Source organism: Bacteroides propionicifaciens DSM 19291 = JCM 14649 (assembly GCF_000375405.1).
GTDB lineage: Bacteria > Bacteroidota > Bacteroidia > Bacteroidales > Bacteroidaceae > Bacteroides_E > Bacteroides_E propionicifaciens.
Map to the genome: position 1 here is coordinate 60,657 of NZ_AQWS01000009.1, position 22,336 is coordinate 82,992.

Consider the following 22,336-nt stretch of genomic DNA (forward strand, 5'->3'; position numbering starts at 1 on the left):
GCTATGCAGAAATTCAGTTTTTACCAAGACAGAAAGGTTACTTGTTGGGAGCGCACCCGATTTGAAGTGAAAGCGGAGAACTACGAGGAAGCCGTCGCCATTGTCAAGTCGTGGCAGGGAGAGGACGTGCTTTGCCTTGAAGATGACAAGGTGGTTTTCATCACAGACGGAGAAACCTTGTATGAAACAGCCGAAAGCCTTTCCATAGAGGACAATCAAGGACAGCCCACAATAGAGGTGTTCGGAGAGTATGGGGAAGACATCATCGACAACAAGCCCGATGTGTCAGTCAGATAAGAAACAAAACAATAAGCAAAGATATGAAAAGAGCAGAAAAAGCGACCGATACTATTTTGGTCAGGGCATACACGAACAGCGAATGGGACAGATGCGACTTTGCCATTGTCCATTGTGGAGAAGTGTGGAGGAACATCATACGGAAAAGAATGGAAGCGATACAGACCATTTCGGAGGACAGCGAACTATGCTCGGTCCGATACCATGGCGCATCGGTGGATTTTTTCCAAACGGACGATGAGGACATATTGAAACTCTTGGAGCAGGAGGATTGGACATTCATTGAGATGGACGAGGACGAGGACGAGGACACTTGCAAGTCCCGAAAACAGGCTTGACACCTACCGCCTTTCCATTTTCCCGAAAGGAGGATTTATGTACTCCGCTTTCGGCAAGCACACGGGCGAGGAATTTTGGACGGAGGAACTGACCCTTGCAGACATTGCCGGCAGATAAGAAAAAAAGAAACATAAACGATTAAGACAACATACAATGAAAGGAACAGAACATTTCACACGGACGATAGCCGAGTATCTCAATCAGCGTGCAGCGACAGACCCTTTGTTTGCCCCCAATTTGATGAAGCCTAACAAGAGCATCGAGGAGTGTGTAACCTACATACTTAACCAAGTGCAGAAAAGTGGCTGCAACGGATTTGACGACGATGAAATCTACTCTATGGCAGTCCACTACTATGACGAGGACGAGATAGAGGTGGGAAAGGCGACCGACTGCCAAGTAATGGTAAACCACGTTGTGGAACTCACGGAGGAGGAGAAAGCCGAAGCACGCAAGCAAGCCATTGAGCAATATCAGCGTGAGGAACTTGCCAAGATACAGAGCCGTAACGCACGAGGGAAGAAGACCGAGAGCGCAGCAACACAAGTACAACCATCATTATTTGATTTTTAACCCCTTAGACAGCAAAGAAATGGAAACAAAGGATTTAAGCGAAGCACGCATCTATGTAAGTACTTATGGGAAGTACAACGAAGGCTCACTAAAAGGTAAGTGGATAGACCTTTCGAGTTGTTACGACCATGACGAGTTTATGGAAGTGTGCCACGAACTCCACCAAGACGAGGAAGAACCCGAATTGATGTTCCAAGATTGGGAGAACATTCCCGAAGAACTCATTGACGAGGGGCATTTGGACAGCAACTTCTTTGAACTTCGGGACGAGTTGGAGAAATTGGACGGTATGAACGTGAGTGCCTTTTGGATATGGTTGGAGAATACCGGCAAGGACTTGACCACTTCCGTTTATTTCCTAATGAAGCAATTTCATTCCGCTTTCGTAGGCAGATATGTGAGCAAAGAAGATTTTGCAAGGGAAATGGTAGGAATGGAACACGAACTATCCGAGTTTGCAGAACGATACTTCGATTATGACAAGTATGCAGACGAACTCTTTGACGAGGGGTATTGGTTTGAGAGCGGATATGTATTCCGTGACGAATAAAACAAGGAGGACATAAAAATGAAGCCGAGAAATAAGTTTGAGAAGGCAGTCCTTGCCGAGAGCAAGCACCTTCGCCCGATAACCAAGACACAGAGCAGGTGGGCATTCCGTGAGTGTATAGACCACTTCGCCTACCGACTGCCCAAAGGTCGCACCACTTGTATGGACTGCGGACATAGTTGGGTGATGGACAAACCGAAAGAAACCTGCATCTGCCCTCATTGCAGGGCAAAGTTGAAGGTCAAGGAAACCTTTGAGCGCAAATTGCAGCAGAAGCACTACTTCACGACACTTACCGCTCATGGAGAATATCAAGTGTTGCGAATGTTCCTCCTCGTGGCAGGAATGGAGAAAGGCTGCAAGGCTGAATATCATGCGCTTGAAATCGGGCAGTATTGGTGGAACGCTGAGGGAAGGAAAGCCATAGTCGCCATTCCACGCACGATGGGTTGGTACGTCGATACCTTTTCGTTCTACACCCCTATGGCAATCCGCAACGACAATGAAGCCTACCGATATGCCGCCTATTCCCCGATGTATCCGAAGTTCAAGGTGTCGGACACCCTGCGCAGGAATGGCTTTGAGGACAATTTCTATGGCATGGAGCCAACAACGCTGATACCTGCGTTGCTTTCCGACAGCCGAGCCGAAACATTGATGAAGTCGGGACGTACGGACCACCTGCGCTATTTTCTTGGCAAAAGAAAAGCGTTTGACGAGTATTGGCAGTCCTATAAGATTGCAGTCCGCAACGGCTACGAGATAACCGACATTTCCCTTTGGTGCGACTATGTGGACATGCTCCGCAGATTGGGCAGGGACACACACAGCCCGAAGTACCTTTGTCCTGCCGACCTTAAAGCCGAGCACGACCGCAGACATACGGAACTCAACAGACAAAGGGAAAGGGAGGAGATAGCCCAAAAACGGCAAAAGGCGATGGAAGATGAAAAGCGTTTCCAAGAACTCAAATCCAAGTTCTTCGGTATATCATTCACGGACGGAAAAATCCAAGTCCACGTATTGGAGAGCGTGCGGGAGCATTTGGAGGAGGGAGCGACCATGCACCATTGCGTATTCTCCAATGAGTATTATCTCAAAGAGGACTCACTAATCCTATCGGCTACCATTGAGGGCGAACGGATTGAGACAGTAGAGGTGTCATTAAAGACTTTGGAAGTGGTGCAAAGTCGTGGAGTGTGCAACAAGAACACGGAATACCACGAGCAGATAGTGAATCTTGTCAATGCCAACCGAAGGCTAATCAGCCAACGAATGAAAGCGACGGCATAACATGAACCATTAAATAATCAGAGATATGAAAGTACAAGTAGAAGGCATCATCAGAAATTGGGCAGATGAGATACCCAATATCATTGTAAGGGTTATCAATGCAATAACCATAGCCGAGAACAAGGAGGAATTGCAGACAGCACTCCTCCTAATTGCCCAAGAAACTGCGCTGGACAAATATTTTGTCTATGGATATGGCGCACATCACTTTTGGCTCACGCACCGCAGATTGTCAAGTGGAAAGCCAATGGAATATAGATTGTTAATTGTTGAATTTTAAGATTACGAAGATGAAACAGAGAATTTTGGTATATACGCAATATGTTTTCGATGGTGTATTCGATGTGGTCGCTGAGAGCAAGGAGGAAGCACGGCAGAAAGTCCTGCAAGATTGTGGGTTGGTCATGGGTGGAAGCATTCACAGCACCCTGCCCGATGATGAGATAAATTGGGCATTTGACAGACATCCCAATAAAAGGATAGACAGAATAACGAAAGTGCAGGAACAGCACCTTGAATAAGACCACGAGCCACGCAAACCGAAAATTTGCGTGGCTTCTTTTCTTTGTCTTTGAACGAGCAGGCGACCAAAGTAAAGAAGCAAAAGAAAGTCGCAAAGAAATTTCTTCTCTTAATAATCGAGAAAAATGGGAGTGTAAATTGAACTGTGTCAAGGCTCTATTCCTTGTATTTTTACCTCATCTGGGAGACGCAATTTTTAATTGCGTTTTCCAGATGAGGAGCCTTCTTAGGCGCAAAGTTACATAATTTCATACCTATCGCCAAATTTTATGGCCAATTGTTGTGAGATGAGTGCCCAGTTTGACAGGGGCATAGTCCATTTACCACTGATGTTACGGTAGGCCAGATAGACCAGTTTCTCCAGGGCCGTATCAGATGGGAACACGCCTTTGTTCTTCGTCACCTTGCGTATCTGACGATGGTAGCCCTCGACAGTATTCGTTGTGTAGATGAGGCGGCGTATCTCTTTCGTGTATTGGAAGAACTCTGTCAGGCGCTCCCAGTTGTCTCGCCATGATTTGATGACGATGGGGTACCGATCGCCCCATTTGAGTTCAAGATTGTCAAGTTCTGCCTCGGCAGCATCTTTGCTGACAGCACCATAGACAAGCTTCAGATCCTTCAAGAATTCCTTTTGATGCTTGCTGCCAACGTACTTGATGGAGTTGCGTATCTGATGCACAATGCATAGCTGCACAGCCGTCTTGGGGAATACGCTCTGGATGGCATCAGGGAAGCCCTTCAGCCCGTCAACACAGCATATCATGATATCCTCCACGCCACGGTTCTGCAAGTCCGTAAGCACTTCCAGCCAGAAGTTGGCTCCCTCACTCTTTGCAATGTACATGCCAAGTAACTCTTTGTGACCCTCCTTGTTTATGCCCAGAACATTGTAGATGGCACGAGTGACCGCACGGCCACTGTCATCCTTGACCTTGTAATGGATGGCATCAAGCCAGCAGATGGCATAGACGGCATCCAATGAACGGGACTTCCATTCCTTAATCTCTGGCAGCACACGGTCGGTTATCGCACTGATGGTCTCAGCAGAAAGCCTGGTATTAAACTCACGCTCAAAGTAACGACTAATCTCACGGGTACTGGTGCCAAAGGCATACATGCCTATAATCTGGTCGGCCATACCCTCTGCAAGAATCGTCTCGCGTTTGCGGACGGTCTGAGGATCAAAACTGCCATCACGGTCACGGGGAGTGTCAACAGTCACTTCACCATACTGTGTCTGAACCCTCTTAGACATCTTTCCGTTACGACGATTGCCTGAATCACGGGATCCTTCACTCAGGTGAGCATCCATCTCACCTTCAAGAGCGGCATTCAAGATACGCTCCAACATAGGTGCCAATGCACCGTCTTTTCCAAACAAAGGCTTGCCTGTACGCAACTGCTCGGCTGCCAACTTGTAATCAATTTCTTCGTTTGCCATCATAAAATAAACGTGTTAAACTACTTTTTGTTGTAGACTGACACAGTTTACTTTACATTCTCAGAAAAATAAATAACGCCTTGCTGCCTCTTCTATTTTCTTCCTCTTGCTTCCTGCTCTGCATCTCTCTCCATGGAATATTTCATTCCATAGAAAGATTCTGCATCAAATCCTTCCATAAGGTTTGCCTCAATCCATTTTGGGAAAAATTCTTTAGCCTTAGGAGTGAGTCTTAATGCATTGTTGCTTGCCTCATGGATAATTAGAGTGTCATCACTGCCATTAGCAGGTTCTACTCTATACAGGGTAACACTCTCTTCGTTCCCAATTGCTGCTTGGTACAACTCATAAATTTCGTGGTAATTCATATCCCAAATAGAATCCACGAATGTTTGAAAATCTTTGGTAACATCCATTTCGTAAATAATTAAAATCTAATATCCTATTATAGCATATTCTATGCCAAACCAAACCTTATGACATTTTGCCCATTTTATGGCAAATGAAATAAAATATACTCTATTTGCCTGCGTTTTACTAACCCTTGCAGAACTTTCCCGTTATATCGGCAAAAAGACACATACTCGTTATAGAAATTCCTGTTTCCCGCCTCTATTTTTCGCAGCAGTCGGCTCTTGGGATGCTTGCCATAGCCGAGCAGTCGCCCCACGCCCACATTGTAGGCAAGCAAGGTCAGCAGCAGGGCGTCCTTGCCATATCCATTGAAGTGTTCAAAGCATTTCCAAAGGTCGGCACGGAGCAGCGAGTCCGCCTGCCGTTCCGTCATGTTTGCCGTGAAATGCTCACCCGGCTGCAACTGATGACCATACCCGACGTATGGATAATGTTTCCAGCCGTGCAGTCCCTCAAAGTATTTCACGACGGCCACGGCACGCTCAAAAGGCGGCAAGTCCGCCAACCGTACCCTGCGCTGGGCAAGGATCGGTTGGCAGAACAGGCACACCATACAGAATAAGGCAAAGCGTTTAGCCGTTCGCATCGTTCAAAACTTTGGTTGCTACTGCGGCGGACTTTCCTTTGTCCTCCGCCTTTTCATTATTGAAACTGAAAGTCAGTTGTTGCATCTTACCGAAACTGTCCTCCACGTACACGTCAATCGTCTGGCGGTCGGTGGAGAGCGAGGTATAATACAGGCGGAACACATCTTTCGTGATCGGATAGCGGTCGTTGGGCTTGAACACCGTCCCGTCGTCCATTTTCAGTGTTCCCTTGCCGTCGGGCTGGAAATATCGGATGGTGTAGCGTGTATCGGCAAATTCGCCCCCTCGTCTGAGGGTGCAGCGTATCTCTGCCGTCTGTCCCTTGCTGATGTCCTTCTGAACGGGCATCGTCTCGAGAGTGAACGGATAAGACTGCTGAACATCCAACTCCCTATCACAAGCAGATAGGCAAAACACGGCAAAGGCAAGCACGCCCATTACCCACATAGAACTTAAAATCTTCTTTTTCATTTTTCTTCTTGCTTAAAAATAAAACCTAAGCCCTGCCGAGAGTGCAGGACGGAAATGATGTATGTCCGTTCCAAAGAGGAAACGCCCCTGTGCCTTGACAAGAAACAGAAGCCTGTCCGTGAGGAACACTTCCACCGAGCCATGCACGGCACCGCCATAGACGAAGCGTGAGCGGTCAAGCAATGTTGCCCCATCGGGCAGCAATTCTTTGTCCCCGTTCAGTTCCTCGTAGCCACCCAAGGCGGACACGCCAGCATAGAGAAACACGTTCTTGCCATTGTCGGAGAGTATCGGGTGCATATAACCTACCTGCAAAAGTGCATCTTTGAGTTTCACCTCATACTCTCTATACGGCATATTCTGCTGTTCATACTCTGCCAAGACAAAGGTATAGTTCTCACGCTTCAAGTAACGGGTAAGCGATACGCCAATGCCGAAGTTATCCTTAGCAAAGAGTTTTTCTCCCTTGATAAGGGGAATGCTGCCCACGACTTCTATTCCCCTCTGCCCCGGTATCAGTCGCTGTGCGTGCGACGGCAGACAGAAAGTCATGGCCACCGCCACGCAAGCCGATAAAATGAGTTTGTTCTTCATAAAGCCTACCATTTGAGTTTGAGGTTGTCAATCTTCTTGGCGAGCAGCAGGTCTTCCTGCCCGACATAAAAGGTCAGCGTGCGCCCACCGTTTCGCTCGTAGAGCGTTACTTCGAGATGTTTGTCCTCCGAAAGCGCAAACTGTTCCAGCACGAACACTGAATGCTCACTATCCTTACCCTTTACCTGCATCACCTGATGCCAGGCACGCAAGGGCTGAAGCTCCTGTTCCTGTATGGCGGTGCGCTTTGCTACTTTCTTATCCACCACCTTGAACGTAATGAAGTCCACCGAATACGGCATGTTCGTGCCGTTTTCCATACGGGTGTGGAAATACAGCAAGCCGTTATGGGCATACAATCCACGAAGCAGGAACTTCATGCCGAACTGCTGCGTACTGATGTGCTTGATGGTGCGCCTGTCGTTCTGATAGATGGTCTGCATCATCAGCTTGACCAATACGGGCGACTCGTTGCCGAGTTCCCTGAAGTAGATGTCGGCACGGTTGCTTGGTAGTCTTCCCTCCGTTGTAGAAAGGAAGTCCTTCATCTCCACACTGAGCATCTCCGGCTCATCGGCATATTTTACGTTGAAGGCATAAAAAGAGCCGTCCTCGCAGATAACACTCATGTTGGTTTCCGTTTCAAAGTCCTTGACGGTAGCCTTCACGCGCAACACGTTCTCCGCATCCTCCGCTTTCCCGGCGATGATGTTCTGTGAACCCAAGTCCACATAGCGCACGGCAGAGGGAAAGATGAGATGCACGGTCTTGTCAAAGGTGACGTCCAAGCCGTATGGCAGGACGACACGAGCGCCAGGAATGGCACGGCTCATACCTTGAAAGAGTTCGCCCGAAGAGAGCGGACGATTGGGATTGAGCACTACATTGCTGTCTGTCTCTTGAGCAAAGGCTGTCCCCATTGCTGATGCAAGTAGCATCACTGATAAAATAAGTTTCTTCATTGCTGTTATTGATTTGATGTTATTGTTTACTTTCCATTTTCCATTATTTTATTTGGTCTGAACCAAAAACAGGCGATAGCCTCCTTTGAGCGTTACCTTGACGGTGCGCAGTTTCTTTTGGAGAAGCTGGCTTGCGCCCTGCATCACGCCACGAGCCGCCTCGGAGATAATCTGGTCCTTGGCGGAGGAAGCAAAGGTGAAAGATGTCCCCATCGAGCCGCCGATGTTCGCCCCGACTTCTTTGAGAGCGTTGATGTCCTCCGAGCCGGGGATATACACGCCCTCCTGTCCGTCCGTGTCGTATGCCGAGAGTTTGACGGCTATGATATGGCCGCCCACCTCAATGCTCTTAATGAGCAGGTGCATACGGTTGCCCTCAATCTTGGCAGCGGCTATCAACCGGCTCTGCCGTGGAATACGCAGTCCCTGCACCTTGGCAGTCTCCAACAGACGGAGCACCACGTTGTCGCCCTCCTTGAGTGTGGTTGTCCTGTCCACGACCACTTTGAGCGTATTTCGCATCGAGGGAGCAGCCGTGCCTGTGAGCGAATGGAAACCTAAATTGCGTGCTTTCATGCCGTATTCCGCAATGAAATCCGCATCGCTCATCGGCTGATTAAGCGAGGACACCACCTGCCTGCGCTCTGCCAATACTTCCATTGTGGGAGTGTTGGCTTGCGTAACCTGCCCCTTTGCAGTTTCCATATCGGTGATTGTGGCGGTGCTTTCCTTGCCGTCCGAGAAGGCATTGCCCAAGGACGGAGGTATGGCAGATGTCTTGGGCAGATACTTCGCTGCCATCTGATAGCTCTTTTCCATCAAGGCGAGCTGTCGTTTCTCTTCATCGTCCTCTCTTTCACTTTTGGAGGATAATTCCTTTTTGAGGTTGTCTATCTCCTGTTTCATCGCCTCACGCTCCTCCTCATGCGGATCGGGGGCGTAAAAAGAGTTGAGCAGGCGGTTGTTTTCCTCATAACGGCGCATCGAGCTTTCAATCTTTGCCGTGGAAGCAGCTGCTTCGGCACGTTCCGTTTCCGTTGGAGCCGTATTCTCAGCGAAGTAGTCGGACAGTCGTCCCATCTCCTCACGTGCCTGCTGCTGCTCGTGCGCCTTGTCGCCCAGCTCGTAGGCTTTTAGCTTGTTGCCCGTCAGTTGCTCAGTGGTCGCCTGCGGTATGCTGTCGTTCAATCCCTGTCCGGCAGCGGTCTTGTCCTTGCCCGACGGGGCGAAGATGAACCACATCGAGAGGGCAAAGAGCAGTCCCAGCCCTCCGAAGACCAAGCCTTTCTTCAGTTGTTCTTTCTGTTTATTATCCATTTTCATTGCTGTTAGTTGAATATCGTTGATAAAGTTGTATAAACACACTATCTGTATAGATGTTGCTGTCTATTATCGTTCCCTTGGGGATAGGCAGTTTCTCCTCCTTTGGAGGCAGGAAGAACTGTGCTATCATCCAAAGGGAACAGATAAGATAGACAATGCTCAGCCCATAGACGATTTCCTTGCGCTGTCTTATCGTGAGCTTCTCGCACCGATGGCGGAGCCACAGATGAAGCCTCAGATAATGGCGGGCGAGCAGATGGTTTCCTTTCCTTGCCATAGCCTTATCGTTTATAGGTTTGAACATCCCTGTTCTCACGCACAAGAAAATGTTCCATCAGGAAGCCCTGCGGATTGTTGTCCGAGCGCACGGAGTTCTGCAGCGTGCAGGTCGTGACAAGACTTCGCTCCGTGACGTTGCTCTGTCTGACGATGAACTGTCGTGCGTAGGTCGTTACCTCGTAAGGGTAAGCGTTAAAGTTGCAGCGTATGGAGTCCACCTCTATGCGCTGGTTTACATTGCCCGATATGGCACGGTTGTAATAGCCTTTCTCCGCCAAGTCCTTGTAATAGTTAAAAGCCGACTTGTCGCAAAGGAGGAAGGCACGCTGCATATTTCCCTCTATGGCGTCCTTGTCGGGCGCGATGGTGAAGAACAGTTCGTGGAAGCGGCGGACGTGCTCCCTTGCCTCCACGGGACGGTTACGGCTTGCGTCCTGGCTGAGGGCGAGCATGAGCGACTTTCCTTGGTCAAGCACATAGATTTTCTCCCGCTGCTCCTTGGCGAAGGCATACGAGGCATAGACGGCATAACCGCTTACCGCCACGCATACGATGGCGAAGACAAAGGCGTAGAGCCGTATCTGTCTGAAAGAAGTCTCGATATTGGTGAGTGATTTGAATTCCATAGTTCAATTTTCATTTTATTTGTTTTCTGATTCCTATTTCCCCTTGAACAGCCTGCCCTTGATACGACCTCCCACGTTGCCGATGGCTGCACCTGCGCCACCTGCCACATACTTGCCGCCCGTGTATGCACCCTGTGCGCCACGCTGTGCCGTCTGATTGACATTGCGACCGTAGGAGCCGATACCGCCGCCCGCCTCGATAATCCAGCCTGCCACGGTAGGCACGCAGAAGTAGCCCACGATGCCGATGAGGAAGAAGACGATGTAATACCACGTCCCCGAATCGGGCAGGTAGTTCGGGTCGCTGAGCGCCTCGATGTCCTTCTGCATCATCAGCACCTGTATCTTGGTGAGCAGTGCCGTGAGGATGCTGCTGACGGGCAGCCACAGATAGACCGATATATAGCGTGAGAACCAAGCCGTGAGCGAACCCGACAGACCGTCCCACACGGCAATGCCGAATACAATCGGACCGAGTATCGAAAGGACGATAAGCATAAAGGTACGGAGCGTGTCGATGATAAGTCCCGAGGCATGGAACAGCAGTTCCATCAGGTCGTGAACAAGTTTCATCACCCATTGCTTGGTCTGGTAGGCGGCACGCTCGGCGTACATCCCCGCAATCGTCACGGCATCCTCCGGACCGATGATGCCCATTTCCTCTATCTTCTGGTCAAATTTCTCGTTCGATACAAGGTAAGCCGTTTCGGGATTTCTGAGATAGGCTTCCTCCTGCAATTTGTCCCTCTTGGCGGTAAGCTCCGCAAGGTTGCCCTCCTGCCGGTGCACCATCATCTCCGTCCCCTGCACCACAGGCGAGAGCACGGCGTTCATCGTTCCCAGCACGATGGTCGGGAAGAACATGATGCAGAAGCCCAAGACAAAGGGGCGGAGCAGCGGAAACACGTCGATTGTCTCGGCACGGGCGATGGAAGCCCACACCCGAAGGGCGATATAGAAGAGTGCGCCCAAGCCCGCTATCCCCTTGGCGATACCCGTCATCTGGGCGCAGAGGGGCATCATCTCGTCATAGGTGGAGCGTAAAAGCTCGTGTAAACTGGCAAAATCCATAAGCGAGTTTGTTTGATAAATGTTTTATTGTTGTCCTGCCTGTGGGATTACCAGTACCTGCTTGCCGTATTGCCGTAGAGTGCCTTGACGGAGGCGAGGTCGTTCCTCTCACGGGCACGGACGTAGCTCACGGAGATGTTCTTTCGTGTGTAGTATGACACGAGCGAGCGGTATTCGCGCAGTGTGGTGTAGATACGGTCAATCGTCTGCATCCGCTCGTGGTCATTCATGGAGAGAACACCCGATTTGGCAACGGACTTTAATTCCTTCAGACTCTCACCGCTCTGCTCCAGCAGCTTGGCATAGCCCGAAGCCATCGCAGCCAGTTCGGAGGGACGGAAATTCTTGTCCGAGAGCATACGCTTGTAGGAGGTTACATAAATCTCCGAGATGTCGCCCACCATGAGGATGCACTCCTTGACCTTGTAGGCATCGCCGATGAGATTGTTCACCTTCTTCAGCGCATCGTAATACTTCTTGGTGTCGTTGTAGAGCTTCTCCACCTCCTTGAATCCGTCCAAGGTATTCTTCACCGTCTTGCCAGCCGTGGCAATCTCCTTGACGGAGTTGGCGATGTTGCCCGCGAAGTTGCCCGGATCATAGACCGTCCACTGTGCGTGGGCTTTGGAAACCGATAGGCTCAATCCTAAGAGAGCCATGAATAAAAACTTTTTCATTGTTACTGCTATTTTGATTGTTCGTACTTATTTATTCTTATTGTTTCTTTTTTCATTGGCAAGCTGGCGGATAGCGGTCTCGATGTCGCCGCCGAGCTGTTCCGCACACTGCATGACCTCTACCTTTTCTATTTCCTCCGTGGTGTAGGTAAGGTATTCCTCCATGCTCACCTCCGTGGCATAGACGGCACTCTGCATACCGCCCAAGCCTATCCACACCTCTTTGTAAAGCCTGTTCGGGTCGTTGTTCTGGTTGATGGAGAGGATTTGGCTCTTCTCCTTTTCCGAAAGACCGAGCATCGCCTGTATGCCGTCGAACTTGGTCATGTACTTGCGCTGGTCGAGCAGTATCTTGCAGTCGCTGTTGTTGATGATGCTCTCCTTGACGATGGGCGACTGGATGATGTCGTCCACCTCCTGCGTCACGACAATGGCTTCACCGAAATACTTTCTGACGGTCTTATACAAATATTTTATATAGTCCGCCATGTTTGCCGAGGCAATCGCCTTCCACGCTTCCTCTATGAGTATCATTTTCCTGATACCTTTCAATCGGCGCATCTTGTTGATGAAGGCTTCCATGATGATGATGGTCACCACGGGAAAGAGGTCTTTGTTGTCCTTCACTTGGTCTATCTCGAAAACGATAAAGCGTTTGGAGAGCAGGTCAATGTTCTTGTCCGAGTTCAGCAGGAAGTCGTAGCGACCGCCATGGTAGTATTGCTTCAGTGTCGTCAGGAGGTTGTTGATGTTGAAGTCCGAGAGCGTTACCTCGATGTCCCGCTTTTGCATATCCTCCCGATAGACGTCCCGCAGATACTCATAGAAGGTGTTGAAGCAGGGAACGATGGTATGATCCGTCCGGATAAGTTCTATATAAGTATTGACGGCAGAACCAAGTTCGCCTGCTTCTGTCTTGGTGATATGCTCATCGGCACTCTTCCAGAGCGTGAGCAATAAGGTACAGATACTCTCCCTTTTCTCCACGTCAAAGACGTAATCATCGGTATAAAAAGGATTGAATGAAATGGGATGTTCATCCGTATAGGTGAAATATACCCCGTCCTCGCCCTTGGTCTTGCGGTGAATGAGTTCGCACAAGCCCTGATATGAGTTACCCGTATCGACCAAGAGGACGTGCGCCCCCTGCTCGTAATACTGGCGTACCATGTGGTTGGTGAAGAAACTCTTGCCGCTGCCCGAAGGACCGAGAATGAACTTGTTGCGGTTGGTAATCACGCCCTTTTTCATCGGCAGGTCTGAGATGTCCAAGTGGATGGGCTTTCCCGAAAGACGGTCTGCCATCTTGATGCCGAAGGGAGAGAGCGAGTCCTTGTAGTTGGTCTCTGCCGTGAAGAAGCAGAGAGCAGGCTCAATGAAGGTATAGAACGACTCTTCCACAGGGAAGTCGGCGGCATTGCCGGGAATACCCGCCCAATAGAGCGTTGCCGCATCAATGGTGTTGTGGCGTGGTCGGCACTCCATCAGGGCAAGGGCACTGCCCACGTCATTTTTGACAGTGCGCAGTTCCTCCTTGTCGCTGCTCCATGCCAGCACATTGAAATGGGCACGGATGGAAGTCAAGCCCTGCGAATGGGCGATGTTGAGATACTCCTGTATCCACTCCTCGTTGATTTGATTGCTACGGCTGTACCGTGCCAGCGAGTGCATGTTCCTTGCCTGCTTCTCGAAGCGTTCAAGATTGGCGTCGCTGTCCTCGATGAAGATATACTGGTTATAGATATGGTTGCAGGGCAGCATCAGGCCCACGGGAGCGGCAAAGGACAGTCGGCAGTTGCTCCGGTCGGTGGAGAGCCGTTCATATCGGCTGTCGGTACTTACCGTAGTTGGCAGGTCGTCCGTGTCGGAGAGCGTATGCAGACAAAGCCTATTGTCACCTACACGCACAAGGTCGGCACCCAGGCGGATGTCCTCCAGTGAGGCGTGTCCTTCTTCCGAGAGGGAGAAATACCTGTCCAGCAAGCCACCTTTCTCTCTTGTTCCGATCAGTTCCTCTTCCGTCATGCGGGTAATCCTTATCTGTTCGGTGTCATTGATGATACGCTCGAACTGATCGACGGCTTCCATGAACTTCATCACCTCGTCCCTGCCAGTGATTTCCTTGGGAATGAGATGTCCACGGCAGAGCGAGGAAAAATTGCTCTGCTGCGCCATGCGCTGCCTGTTGGTCTTGGTAAGGAACAGGTAAACGCTGTGATGCAGGTACGGACGCTCGTTGAAGTGCCGTTCGGATGCACGGGCAAGGAAACTCAACCCACCGTCGGAGAGCCTGCCCCGATAATCCTCCTTGATGAACCAGTCCTGCTTGTGGACGATGCTGTAATTAGGCAGCACTTTGATTGCCTTGTGCCAAGCCGAGTGTATCGCCTCGTACTCGGCGGAGGTGACGGTAAAGAGTTCGGGCAGTTCCACGCGGAAAGCCACCGTGATGTCCGCATCCTTGCTCACCATGCACCCCTGCTCGACGGAGAGCAGCGGGAATTTCGATTCCAAGGTCGTTATCTTGCTTACATTTCTCATTTCTTCTTTCTTTTGGGTTGAAGGTTACGGATAAGATGAAAGACGGTCCGGCGGTTCACAAGGTAGCGTGGGTGCATACGCACCGCCCCCTGCTTCATCAGCCCGTACTGCCCGTACTTTCGGTTCTTGGAGAACGTTTGCCACACCACGAGGGTGGCACCCACTACGCCTATGATGAGACAGGCAATCTGACTGACTCCGCAGAGGTAGAGTACGACCACGAGAATGAAGACGGCAAGCAAGCCTCCCGCAAAGAGGAAGAGGTACTGCGCCTTCAAGCCCTTGAACTCCACCGTCCGACCTATACCCTTGTTGATTTCCCACTCAGCCATTGTTACAGGAAGAAGGAGCGCAGGATGGTTGCTGCCACGATGAGGAAGATACACGCACCGAACCAAGAGGCGGCGGTCTTGCTCGTATCGGGGTCTCCCGAACTGAACTTGTTATAGACCTTGATTCCGCCAATCAAGCCCACTACGGCTCCGATGGCATAGATGAGTTTCGTGCCCGGATCGAAGTACGAGGTTACCATCTTCGTGGCTTCGTTGATACCCGCCATGCCGTTGCCTTGTGCGTATGCTCCCACGGCGGTAGCCATCAGCAGGAGCAGCATCATTGTGATTTTTTTGTTGTTCATTTTGCTGTTTATTTTAAGTTGTTAAACGAATTGTCTTTTTGTGGAGGTGTCAGGGGTGGCTCGGTTTTATCGTATGACAGATATTGGCTGATTGTTTTACTTTTGAGCCACCCCCTGCATTCCTCCGAAATATGAAAATCAAGAAATCATTTTTACAGATAATAGGACAGCGGACGGTCGGCTTCTTCCGACACATCATCGCCATCTTGTGTTGTATCATTATCAGGATAGGTTGTTTCTTCGCTCATCATTTCCGCTTCCTCCGCCTTGCGGATGGCGGCAAGGAGTTTCTGATGGTCTTTCTCCTGCTTGAGCGTTGTCTCTTTGATATAGTCCATGAGCTGTGTATCCCGAATGCTTTGCAGCGTGTCCCGCACCTCTGCTTCGTTTACCCCGTCAAGCGCATCATCATTCTTGTGCCAACCATTGACACGAACTAAGTCCCGTGCGAGAATGGCGGACGGTGAGACCTCCGGCATCGCAGCATCCGCAATTTGCAGTTCCTCACGGACGATGCTGTCCTCGTCTGGTTCGTCCATCGTGTAGTCAATCTGCATCTCGTTCTCTTCGGCTGTACCTTCCGCATCTTCTGTTTCTTCGGGTATCGGAGGATTTTCCCCTGCAAAAGTACCGGGTTTTTCGGCTGGATTTTCAGTTGGGGAAACAGCGGGAACTTCGGGGACAGACGGGGAAACGAAAGGCTTGCTCCTGCCCACCAAAATATGGCGGGCATTGTCTGTCTGCTCTTGGGAAACGGCAGGCTTGGGGCTCTCGCCTTGCCTGTTTTCTTTCCGGTCCAGGGTAATCTTCCCCGATTGGGTTGCAGAGTCTTGAAACACTTTCCAGAGGTATGCAATGCCGAGTATCAGCCACACCACGCCCAATAGAAGGATTATGTTGATAAGAATCGTTTCCATCGTTTACAATTTTAACGTGTTCAGTCTTCTCTGTTTGTCGGCGGCATCATTGAGCAGGTTCTGATGTGCCCGTAAATGCTCCCGTAAGATATTCTCTATATAGGAAGCCATTGGCACACGCTCATTCAAATCATGGAGAACATTGCGAAGCAACTGCAAGGTTTCCACGTTCATGGTAAAAGCCGTTCTTTGAGTAAAGCGGGAGGTCTGGAGAAAGCGGTTACGGTAACTCTCTATATCCGGACAGTCCGCAAGCCTTGAACTGTTTTGGGTATCTTCTTTGAGGAATTGGAGGTATGCAGCCTCCGGTTCCTCTGCTTGGTCATTGACAGCATGCTTTCCAACAGGAGATAAACACCTGTCCATTCGCACGCAGAAATAGACAATGCTGATAAGCATCCATGCCAATCCTAAAAGAAGGAAGGCATCGAATAATAATGTATCGGTCATAAATTGAGTGTTTGGTTACGTTTATACTGTGCCGCTGCCTTGTTGAGCATGGCTTGGTTTTCTCTTAAATGCTCAAGTAGAATATTTTCTATGTAAGAGGTCAAGGTGGTTTTGGAACGGACATCACGGAGAACATCCCTGAGCAGTTGCAGAATATCACTGTTGATGGTGAATCCGGATTTTCCGCTGCCGCGTTGCGAACAATTAAGGTAGCGTTCGCGATATTCCTCAAAAGACAATTTGGCTCTTATACTTTCCTCCTTGCATTCCTTGACTTTAGGCTTCCTTTCCGATGCAAGCCCGGCAGTGCCTGCCGCTTCTGCACACACGGGCGCAGAACTCCCGGACGGTTCTGCCTCCACTTGCTCCTTATCAGGCTTCAAGCGCTCTAACTCGCGTTCATAGTCCGTGGGCTGGTCATAGAAGGGGGAATCTTCCGGACTGCGTACCTGCACCCCAAAATTACCCATCTCCTTGAGCTTTTGTTGCAGGATTTTCTTCCGTTCTTCGTTGATGGAATTCATAGGCTATTGAGGTATAATATGACATTTCTCCATCACTTCCTCCACCCACAAGTCTATCCCCGTTGGAAGCCGCAAGGATAGCGAGGGGGGAAGATAAGTACTTCGGAACACCCCCTTAACGCCACCTTGCCCCAACTCTCTTGAAAATCTTACAGAATGATACACATGGGCATCAAAGAGATTGATTTCCTGTTCCTTTGCATACTGCGTGTAATAGTCCATGACAATGGTGCTGGCGCTGCGGTTAATCTTATTCCAAAGTAAGAGCAGGTCCTTAATGTGCGCATCGCTCAGACCTATTCCCAAGTCCCTGACGGCCTTGGCGTATGCAAAACTGGAGACCAGGGATTGGGGATCGGCTTCGATGGGAGTGATGATATAATCCATGTCTATGGAAAGTTGAAGCAGGTCTTCGGTTCCGGCATGACCGGGAAAGTCGAAGATGGCAAGACCTATCTCGGTGTCATGTGAACTGACGTATTCCTTGACATCCTTTATGGCATCTTTCGGTGTTGAGCGGATGATCGGATAAGCCTGTTTTCCGAATTTGGTAAAGAATTGCGTCATCTGCCGGGATAGTTCCTCGTCATTTTCAATCATACGGCGTTCTCTTTGCCGCAGCTTGAAAAAGGACTCTTGTGTCCCGTCACAGTCCACGACCAAGAGAGAGGCTCCCTTTTCGTAATAAAGGATGGAGGCGAGGACTTCGGCAAGGGTGCTTTTGCCCACACCGCCTTTTTGAGATGCAAAGCCTAAAAATACAGGCTGTCTTGTGGATTGTTGTTTCATTGTTTCTGTTTTTTTTTTGTTTTATCTGCTTTGTGGTTTACTCTTGGCTCAGTTGATGAGTGAGTAAGTTAATCAGTCAGTCAGTAAAGGAGTCCGTCTTGACTTATTTACTGATGGACGGGCTGACTCCTGAACCGACTTACTGACCGACTCATCTACTGACTTGACGACTGACCGAGTCCTTGACCAATGAACTTATCGACTGAGCTCAGTTAGTTGGTAACAGAGTTGGTCAATGAGTGAGTCGCGACCTAAATCAGTTGCAAAGTAAGTCAGTAAATCAGTCATTTCCAACCCTTAGGGAAATTGAGGAAAATGAAAGGAAAAAGAGTGAATATCGTTGATAATGAGATATTTGAAAATCCGCCGTAACTTTGCAGACGAGAATAAAACATGGAGGTAACATCCCGAAGCAGACACCCCAAAAGGGTGGATACTTCAATCGTATCAACTCTTGATATTGGCAAGGTGTGTCTTTGTAACACAAACCGCAGTTTGTACCACAAAGACCCTTGCCCCGAGGGGGAGATGAATTCCTCCAAAGTCGTAATTAAGAAAACAGAACGGATATGGATAAGAAAGAGGAACATCGTTCAGAACGGAAAACGTCAGAAAAGCCTCGTTGGGACAACTGGCATGTACGCCTTCCCAACCCGAAAGACCAGCAGAGGGCAATTGACTTGTTTCTGCGTTCGGGTGCAGAAACCAAGTCGGATTTCGTGCGTGGACGTATTCTTGGCGAGTGTTTCAAGGTGATTACGGTGGATAAATCTGCCGTGGAATACTATCGAAAACTCTCCGAACTGACAGCACAAATCCATAAAATTGGCGTACTCTATAACCAGACCGTGCGTGCCATCAACAGCTACCACAGCGTGAAGACCGCACAAATCCTGCTTGAAAAATTGGAGAAACTCTCGGCTCAAATCGTTGCCTTGCAGGAACAGGCTATCCGTCTGACCATAGACTACCGCAAGAAATGATAGCGAAGATTTCAAGTACGGAGAACCTTGGAGGGGCACTCGGCTACAATTTCAAAAAGGTGGAGAAAGGGGAAGCGAGCATTCTTCTTGCCGCTGAGTTGTATCAGGACAGGGAGGGACGTTATACGATGGAGGAAGTGCTTGCCGACATGGAGGCATTGATACCCAAGAAATGCAGAACGAAGAAAACGGTATTCCATTGCTCCCTCAATCCGCATCCGGACGAGAAACTATGCGATGAAGCACTCACGCAGATTGCCAAGGAGTATATGGAGGCACTCGGCTACGGCAAGCAACCTTACATCGTGTTCAAGCATTGTGACATTGCCCGTGAGCATATACACATCGTGTCGCTTCGGGTGGACGGAGAGGGAAAGAAAATCAACGACAGATTTGAGAAGCGAAGAAGCAAGCAGATTACCGATGCCTTGGAAAGGAAATACGGTCTTATCCCAAGTTCAAAGGTCAGCGAGAAGGCTGAAACAGCAATGCCCAAGGTGGATATTGGTAAAGGAAACATCAAGGAGCAGGTGGCAAGTATCCTCCGCATGGTGCTGAAGCATTATCGCTTCTGTTCATTGGGCGAACTCAATGCCATTCTGAGCAAATATAACCTTGCCGTAGAAGAAGTAAAAACGGAGTTTCGGGGACGGCGATATGACGGATTGGTCTATGTGCCCACAGATAACAAGGGCAACAAGGCAGGCACACCCATCCATGCCTCGGACATCGGTCGTGGTGTGGGCTATACTGCCATACAGAACAGGATGCAGAAATCAAGACAAGCTGTCAAGCCGTTGGTACCGACTATAAGAGGCAAGGTGTTACAAACAATGCATACCTCTCCTCGGACGGAGGAAGAACTGCGACAAAGACTGGAGGAGCAGGGCTTGCGTATGGTAGTCCGAAAGAACGAAAGCGGTCGTATCTATGGCATTACCTTTATTGACGATAAAGAGGGCATTGCGCTCAATGGCTCCAGATTAGGCAAAGGATATGCCGCCAATGTGTTCAATGCCTATTTCTTAAATCCTTATCACAATCCGTTCTTGGATGAAACGCTGTATGGCAATCCGTTTGTTCGTTTGGAACAATCGCCGACCATTCAATCCTTGCAACAGAATACAGAAGAAGGCGATAACATTGTTGATGAACTTATAGAGGATATGGTGGACGAGTCATTCGGAACTATGGGCAACGATGATTGGAAGGAAGCGGCATGGCAGCGTAAGCTCCGCAAGCAAAGCAAAGTAAATATTAGACGAAGAAAACATTAAATCAACGAGCATTTCCAACTCCCCTCCCTTCGGAGGGGTTGGAGGAGGCTACAAAAACATAGCATTATGGCACAGGAAGATGATTTAAGGGCATTGGGTAAAGTCATGGACTTTATGCGGGGAATATCAGTGATATTTCTCTTAATTAACTGTTATTGGTTCTGTTATGAGGCGTTTAACGAGTGGCACTTTACGCTCGGTATCATCAACAAGATACTGATGAATTTCCAGCGTACAACGAACTTGTTTTCGTCTATCTTATGGACGAAACTATTTTGTGTGGTGTTCCTTGCTTTGTCCTGCCTTGGGACAAAGGGCGTAAAAGAGGAGAAAATCACATGGCCAAAGATTTGGACGGTACTTTTCTCCGGCTTCGTCTTTTTCTTTCTCAACTGGTGGCTATTGGCATTGCCCATCGGTAAGGTCGGGGCAGCTACGCTCTATATCTTCACGCTATCCGTTGGTTATATCTGTCTGCTGATGGGTGGCGTATGGATGAGCCGACTGCTCAAAAATAATTTGATGGACGATGTTTTCAATACGGAGAATGAGAGTTTCATGCAGGAAACAAGATTGATGGAAAATGAATACTCCGTCAATCTCCCTACGCGCTTCTACTATAAGAAGAAATGGAACAAGGGCTGGATTAACGTGGTCAATCCATTCCGTGCCTCGATGGTGCTCGGAACACCGGGTTCGGGTAAGTCGTACGCTATCGTAAACAACTATATCAAGCAGCAGATAGAAAAAGGCTTTGCCATGTATATCTATGATTACAAGTTCCCCGACCTTTCAGAGATTGCCTACAATCACCTGCTCCATCATTTGGACGCTTACAAAGTAAAGCCACAGTTCTATGTGATCAACTTCGATGATCCGAGGAAGTCACATCGATGTAATCCCATTAACCCAGCCTTTATGACGGATATATCGGACGCGTACGAGAGTGCCTATACCATTATGCTTAATCTCAACCGCTCATGGATACAGAAGCAAGGGGACTTCTTCGTGGAATCGCCCATCATCTTGCTGGCTGCCATTATATGGTTTCTGAAAATCTATGAGAACGGAAAGTATTGTACTTTCCCTCACGCCATTGAGTTCCTTAATCGTCCTTACGCACAGATATTTCCGATACTCACTTCCTACGATGAACTTGCCAACTACCTTTCGCCCTTTATGGATGCGTGGCAAGGCGGAGCGCAAGACCAGTTGCAGGGACAGATAGCCAGTGCCAAGATACCGCTATCCCGTATGATTTCACCTGCTCTTTATTGGGTGATGACGGGTGATGACTTTTCACTCGACATCAATAACCCGAATGAGCCGAAAGTCCTTGTTGTGGGGAACAACCCCGACCGTCAGAACATCTATTCAGCGGCATTGGGACTCTATAATTCTCGTATTGTCAAACTTATCAACAAGAAGAAACAACTCAAATCTTCGGTGATTATCGACGAGTTACCGACTATTTATTTTCGTGGGTTAGATAACCTCATAGCGACAGCACGAAGTAACAAGGTGGCGGTGTGTTTGGGTTTTCAGGACTTCTCGCAGCTTACTCGTGATTATGGCGATAAGGAAAGTAAGGTAATTCAGAACACAGTAGGAAACGTGTTCAGTGGGCAGGTTGTGGGCGAAACTGCCAAGACTCTCTCCGAACGTTTCGGCAAGGTGCTTCAGCAACGCCAATCTATGACCATCAACCGCAACGACAAGTCCACCTCCATTTCCACACAGATGGATAGCCTTATCCCTGCAAGTAAGATTTCCAACCTCACGCAAGGTATGTTCGTGGGGGCAGTGTCCGACAACTTTGATGAGCGTATTGACCAGAAGATCTTCCACGCAGAGATTGTGGTGGACAGTGCCAAGATCTCTGCCGAGATGAAAGCCTACCAACGGCTCACATCATATTCTTGGGGATTTAACATATTAAGCAAATAGCTCTGTTGCTCTAAAGAGGAAGAACTTAGTGTCTGTAATTCCTCTGAAAGTAGCTCTTAGCTGTTTAAGCTTTGCGTTGAAAGACTCGGCAGATGCATTAGTGAATCGAGACTCAAAGAAGTTTAGTATTCTTTCGTAGTGATTCTTAAAGGTGTTGATTACAGTTTTAAAGTGTGGAGACTCTTTATGCTCAACCTTATTGAACCACAACGCTAACTTTACTCTAGCTACATCCTTGTGATATGATGT

The 22,336-nt window shown here is 49.0% G+C and carries 28 protein-coding genes and 1 pseudogene; 10 read left to right on the forward strand and 19 right to left on the reverse strand.

All coding sequences use genetic code 11. From position 1 onward, the window contains the following. Window positions 1–3 precede the first annotated feature (3 nt). The 7 genes from B091_RS0104015 to B091_RS0104045 all read left to right on the forward strand — a co-directional run bounded on the left by B091_RS0104015 (window position 4) and on the right by B091_RS0104045 (window position 3,573). Window positions 4–297 carry a hypothetical protein gene (locus B091_RS0104015; protein WP_018108721.1) on the forward strand — a complete coding sequence of 98 codons (294 nt, stop codon included), beginning with the start codon at window positions 4–6 and terminating at the stop codon, window positions 295–297. Then, entirely contained in the window at window positions 281–538 is a 258-nt protein-coding gene (locus B091_RS0104020; RefSeq protein ID WP_155888253.1) for a hypothetical protein, read from the forward strand. Before B091_RS0104015 ends, B091_RS0104020 begins: the two co-directional genes overlap by 17 nt. Window positions 539–789: 251 nt before the next feature. Next, window positions 790–1,209 (forward strand): PcfK-like family protein, encoded by a 420-nt coding sequence (locus B091_RS0104025; RefSeq protein ID WP_018108723.1) that lies wholly within the window; start codon window positions 790–792, stop codon window positions 1,207–1,209. Window positions 1,210–1,228: 19 nt separating this feature from the next. Further along, a complete protein-coding gene (locus B091_RS0104030; protein ID WP_018108724.1) occupies window positions 1,229–1,759 on the forward strand; it encodes an antirestriction protein ArdA in 531 nt (176 codons plus the stop codon). Between the two features lie 18 nt (window positions 1,760–1,777). After that, window positions 1,778–3,052, forward strand: a complete 1,275-nt coding sequence (locus B091_RS0104035; RefSeq protein WP_025069438.1) for a PcfJ domain-containing protein — start codon at window positions 1,778–1,780, stop codon at window positions 3,050–3,052. Window positions 3,053–3,077: 25 nt separating this feature from the next. Beyond that, window positions 3,078–3,332: a hypothetical protein gene (locus B091_RS0104040; RefSeq protein ID WP_018108726.1), complete on the forward strand. Its 255-nt coding sequence runs from the start codon at window positions 3,078–3,080 to the stop codon at window positions 3,330–3,332. A gap of 10 nt (window positions 3,333–3,342) precedes the next feature. Further along, window positions 3,343–3,573 (forward strand): hypothetical protein, encoded by a 231-nt coding sequence (locus tag B091_RS0104045; protein WP_018108727.1) that lies wholly within the window; start codon window positions 3,343–3,345, stop codon window positions 3,571–3,573. 239 nt (window positions 3,574–3,812) lie between these two features. Here B091_RS0104045 and B091_RS0104055 read toward each other — a convergent pair whose 3' ends face one another. The 18 genes from B091_RS0104055 to B091_RS0104135 all read right to left on the reverse strand — a co-directional run bounded on the left by B091_RS0104055 (window position 3,813) and on the right by B091_RS0104135 (window position 17,880). After that, window positions 3,813–5,018, reverse strand: coding sequence for an IS256 family transposase (locus tag B091_RS0104055; protein ID WP_025069439.1), 1,206 nt, complete (start codon window positions 5,016–5,018; stop codon window positions 3,813–3,815). A gap of 92 nt (window positions 5,019–5,110) precedes the next feature. Continuing rightward, window positions 5,111–5,434, reverse strand: a complete 324-nt coding sequence (locus B091_RS0104060; protein WP_018108730.1) for a hypothetical protein — start codon at window positions 5,432–5,434, stop codon at window positions 5,111–5,113. A gap of 77 nt (window positions 5,435–5,511) precedes the next feature. Next, a complete protein-coding gene (locus B091_RS12450) occupies window positions 5,512–6,018 on the reverse strand; it encodes a glycoside hydrolase family protein (protein ID WP_018108731.1) in 507 nt (168 codons plus the stop codon). Continuing rightward, a complete protein-coding gene (locus B091_RS0104070) occupies window positions 6,005–6,490 on the reverse strand; it encodes a DUF3872 domain-containing protein (protein ID WP_018108732.1) in 486 nt (161 codons plus the stop codon). The genes B091_RS12450 and B091_RS0104070 overlap by 14 nt, the downstream gene beginning before the upstream one ends. Before the next feature lie 12 nt (window positions 6,491–6,502). Next, window positions 6,503–7,096: a conjugal transfer protein TraO gene (locus B091_RS0104075; RefSeq protein WP_018108733.1), complete on the reverse strand. Its 594-nt coding sequence runs from the start codon at window positions 7,094–7,096 to the stop codon at window positions 6,503–6,505. Continuing rightward, window positions 7,090–8,046, reverse strand: coding sequence for a conjugative transposon protein TraN (gene traN / locus B091_RS0104080; protein WP_025069441.1), 957 nt, complete (start codon window positions 8,044–8,046; stop codon window positions 7,090–7,092). Before traN ends, B091_RS0104075 begins: the two co-directional genes overlap by 7 nt. A gap of 48 nt (window positions 8,047–8,094) precedes the next feature. After that, entirely contained in the window at window positions 8,095–9,363 is a 1,269-nt protein-coding gene (gene traM / locus B091_RS0104085) for a conjugative transposon protein TraM (protein ID WP_025069442.1), read from the reverse strand. Then, a complete protein-coding gene (locus B091_RS12820; protein ID WP_025069443.1) occupies window positions 9,356–9,646 on the reverse strand; it encodes a hypothetical protein in 291 nt (96 codons plus the stop codon). The genes traM and B091_RS12820 overlap by 8 nt, the downstream gene beginning before the upstream one ends. A gap of 4 nt (window positions 9,647–9,650) precedes the next feature. Further along, window positions 9,651–10,274 carry a conjugative transposon protein TraK gene (gene traK / locus B091_RS12455; RefSeq protein ID WP_081605806.1) on the reverse strand — a complete coding sequence of 208 codons (624 nt, stop codon included), beginning with the start codon at window positions 10,272–10,274 and terminating at the stop codon, window positions 9,651–9,653. Window positions 10,275–10,307: 33 nt separating this feature from the next. Beyond that, window positions 10,308–11,345, reverse strand: a complete 1,038-nt coding sequence (gene traJ / locus B091_RS0104100; protein WP_025069444.1) for a conjugative transposon protein TraJ — start codon at window positions 11,343–11,345, stop codon at window positions 10,308–10,310. Between the two features lie 47 nt (window positions 11,346–11,392). Beyond that, a complete protein-coding gene (locus B091_RS0104105; RefSeq protein ID WP_025069445.1) occupies window positions 11,393–12,022 on the reverse strand; it encodes a DUF4141 domain-containing protein in 630 nt (209 codons plus the stop codon). Between the two features lie 27 nt (window positions 12,023–12,049). Next, window positions 12,050–14,563 carry a TraG family conjugative transposon ATPase gene (locus B091_RS0104110; protein ID WP_026166309.1) on the reverse strand — a complete coding sequence of 838 codons (2,514 nt, stop codon included), beginning with the start codon at window positions 14,561–14,563 and terminating at the stop codon, window positions 12,050–12,052. Further along, the gene (locus tag B091_RS11735) at window positions 14,560–14,895 is read right to left on the reverse strand and encodes a DUF4133 domain-containing protein (protein WP_025069448.1); all 336 of its coding nucleotides are present in this window, start codon (window positions 14,893–14,895) and stop codon (window positions 14,560–14,562) included. The genes B091_RS0104110 and B091_RS11735 overlap by 4 nt, the downstream gene beginning before the upstream one ends. Before the next feature lie 2 nt (window positions 14,896–14,897). After that, a complete protein-coding gene (locus B091_RS11740) occupies window positions 14,898–15,200 on the reverse strand; it encodes a DUF4134 domain-containing protein (protein WP_025069449.1) in 303 nt (100 codons plus the stop codon). 152 nt (window positions 15,201–15,352) lie between these two features. Continuing rightward, entirely contained in the window at window positions 15,353–16,117 is a 765-nt protein-coding gene (locus B091_RS0104120; protein ID WP_018108744.1) for a hypothetical protein, read from the reverse strand. 3 nt (window positions 16,118–16,120) lie between these two features. Further along, window positions 16,121–16,567: a DUF3408 domain-containing protein gene (locus tag B091_RS0104125; RefSeq protein ID WP_018108745.1), complete on the reverse strand. Its 447-nt coding sequence runs from the start codon at window positions 16,565–16,567 to the stop codon at window positions 16,121–16,123. After that, window positions 16,564–17,091 carry a DUF3408 domain-containing protein gene (locus tag B091_RS0104130; protein WP_018108746.1) on the reverse strand — a complete coding sequence of 176 codons (528 nt, stop codon included), beginning with the start codon at window positions 17,089–17,091 and terminating at the stop codon, window positions 16,564–16,566. The genes B091_RS0104125 and B091_RS0104130 overlap by 4 nt, the downstream gene beginning before the upstream one ends. 3 nt (window positions 17,092–17,094) lie before the next feature. Next, window positions 17,095–17,880 carry a ParA family protein gene (locus tag B091_RS0104135; RefSeq protein WP_018108747.1) on the reverse strand — a complete coding sequence of 262 codons (786 nt, stop codon included), beginning with the start codon at window positions 17,878–17,880 and terminating at the stop codon, window positions 17,095–17,097. A 569-nt stretch (window positions 17,881–18,449) separates the two neighbouring features. Here B091_RS0104135 and B091_RS0104140 point away from each other — a divergent pair. The 3 genes and pseudogenes from B091_RS0104140 to mobC all read left to right on the forward strand — a co-directional run. Then, on the forward strand, window positions 18,450–18,863 hold the full coding sequence (locus B091_RS0104140; RefSeq protein WP_018108748.1) for a plasmid mobilization protein: 414 nt from the start codon (window positions 18,450–18,452) through the stop codon (window positions 18,861–18,863). Further along, window positions 18,860–20,140 carry a conjugal transfer protein MobB gene (gene mobB / locus B091_RS0104145; RefSeq protein WP_018108749.1) on the forward strand — a complete coding sequence of 427 codons (1,281 nt, stop codon included), beginning with the start codon at window positions 18,860–18,862 and terminating at the stop codon, window positions 20,138–20,140. Before B091_RS0104140 ends, mobB begins: the two co-directional genes overlap by 4 nt. A gap of 66 nt (window positions 20,141–20,206) precedes the next feature. Further along, window positions 20,207–22,042, forward strand: a pseudogene (gene mobC, locus B091_RS11745) (conjugal transfer protein MobC); the annotation flags it as partial. 33 nt (window positions 22,043–22,075) lie between these two features. On the opposite strand, the gene B091_RS0104155 reads toward mobC, so the two are convergent. After that, on the reverse strand, window positions 22,076–22,336 hold a 261-nt coding region (locus B091_RS0104155), incomplete at its 5' end, for a transposase (RefSeq protein ID WP_018108751.1).

Coding starts and splice junctions, on each gene's coding strand:
- B091_RS0104045 (WP_018108727.1), top strand. CDS start 3,343: ATGAAACAGAGAATTTTGGTATATACGCAATATGTTTTCGATGGTGTA.
- B091_RS0104105 (WP_025069445.1), bottom strand. CDS start 12,022: ATGAAAAAGTTTTTATTCATGGCTCTCTTAGGATTGAGCCTATCGGTT.
- B091_RS0104040 (WP_018108726.1), top strand. CDS start 3,078: ATGAAAGTACAAGTAGAAGGCATCATCAGAAATTGGGCAGATGAGATA.
- B091_RS0104130 (WP_018108746.1), bottom strand. CDS start 17,091: ATGAATTCCATCAACGAAGAACGGAAGAAAATCCTGCAACAAAAGCTC.
- B091_RS0104125 (WP_018108745.1), bottom strand. CDS start 16,567: ATGACCGATACATTATTATTCGATGCCTTCCTTCTTTTAGGATTGGCA.
- B091_RS0104020 (WP_155888253.1), top strand. CDS start 281: ATGTGTCAGTCAGATAAGAAACAAAACAATAAGCAAAGATATGAAAAG.
- traM (WP_025069442.1), bottom strand. CDS start 9,363: ATGGATAATAAACAGAAAGAACAACTGAAGAAAGGCTTGGTCTTCGGA.
- traJ (WP_025069444.1), bottom strand. CDS start 11,345: ATGGATTTTGCCAGTTTACACGAGCTTTTACGCTCCACCTATGACGAG.
- B091_RS11735 (WP_025069448.1), bottom strand. CDS start 14,895: ATGGCTGAGTGGGAAATCAACAAGGGTATAGGTCGGACGGTGGAGTTC.
- B091_RS12820 (WP_025069443.1), bottom strand. CDS start 9,646: ATGGCAAGGAAAGGAAACCATCTGCTCGCCCGCCATTATCTGAGGCTT.
- B091_RS0104070 (WP_018108732.1), bottom strand. CDS start 6,490: ATGAAAAAGAAGATTTTAAGTTCTATGTGGGTAATGGGCGTGCTTGCC.
- B091_RS11740 (WP_025069449.1), bottom strand. CDS start 15,200: ATGAACAACAAAAAAATCACAATGATGCTGCTCCTGCTGATGGCTACC.
- B091_RS0104075 (WP_018108733.1), bottom strand. CDS start 7,096: ATGGTAGGCTTTATGAAGAACAAACTCATTTTATCGGCTTGCGTGGCG.
- mobB (WP_018108749.1), top strand. CDS start 18,860: ATGATAGCGAAGATTTCAAGTACGGAGAACCTTGGAGGGGCACTCGGC.
- B091_RS0104120 (WP_018108744.1), bottom strand. CDS start 16,117: ATGGAAACGATTCTTATCAACATAATCCTTCTATTGGGCGTGGTGTGG.
- B091_RS0104135 (WP_018108747.1), bottom strand. CDS start 17,880: ATGAAACAACAATCCACAAGACAGCCTGTATTTTTAGGCTTTGCATCT.
- traN (WP_025069441.1), bottom strand. CDS start 8,046: ATGAAGAAACTTATTTTATCAGTGATGCTACTTGCATCAGCAATGGGG.
- traK (WP_081605806.1), bottom strand. CDS start 10,274: ATGGAATTCAAATCACTCACCAATATCGAGACTTCTTTCAGACAGATA.
- B091_RS0104060 (WP_018108730.1), bottom strand. CDS start 5,434: ATGGATGTTACCAAAGATTTTCAAACATTCGTGGATTCTATTTGGGAT.
- B091_RS0104110 (WP_026166309.1), bottom strand. CDS start 14,563: ATGAGAAATGTAAGCAAGATAACGACCTTGGAATCGAAATTCCCGCTG.
- B091_RS0104030 (WP_018108724.1), top strand. CDS start 1,229: ATGGAAACAAAGGATTTAAGCGAAGCACGCATCTATGTAAGTACTTAT.
- B091_RS12450 (WP_018108731.1), bottom strand. CDS start 6,018: ATGCGAACGGCTAAACGCTTTGCCTTATTCTGTATGGTGTGCCTGTTC.
- B091_RS0104035 (WP_025069438.1), top strand. CDS start 1,778: ATGAAGCCGAGAAATAAGTTTGAGAAGGCAGTCCTTGCCGAGAGCAAG.
- B091_RS0104015 (WP_018108721.1), top strand. CDS start 4: ATGCAGAAATTCAGTTTTTACCAAGACAGAAAGGTTACTTGTTGGGAG.
- B091_RS0104140 (WP_018108748.1), top strand. CDS start 18,450: ATGGATAAGAAAGAGGAACATCGTTCAGAACGGAAAACGTCAGAAAAG.
- B091_RS0104025 (WP_018108723.1), top strand. CDS start 790: ATGAAAGGAACAGAACATTTCACACGGACGATAGCCGAGTATCTCAAT.
- B091_RS0104055 (WP_025069439.1), bottom strand. CDS start 5,018: ATGGCAAACGAAGAAATTGATTACAAGTTGGCAGCCGAGCAGTTGCGT.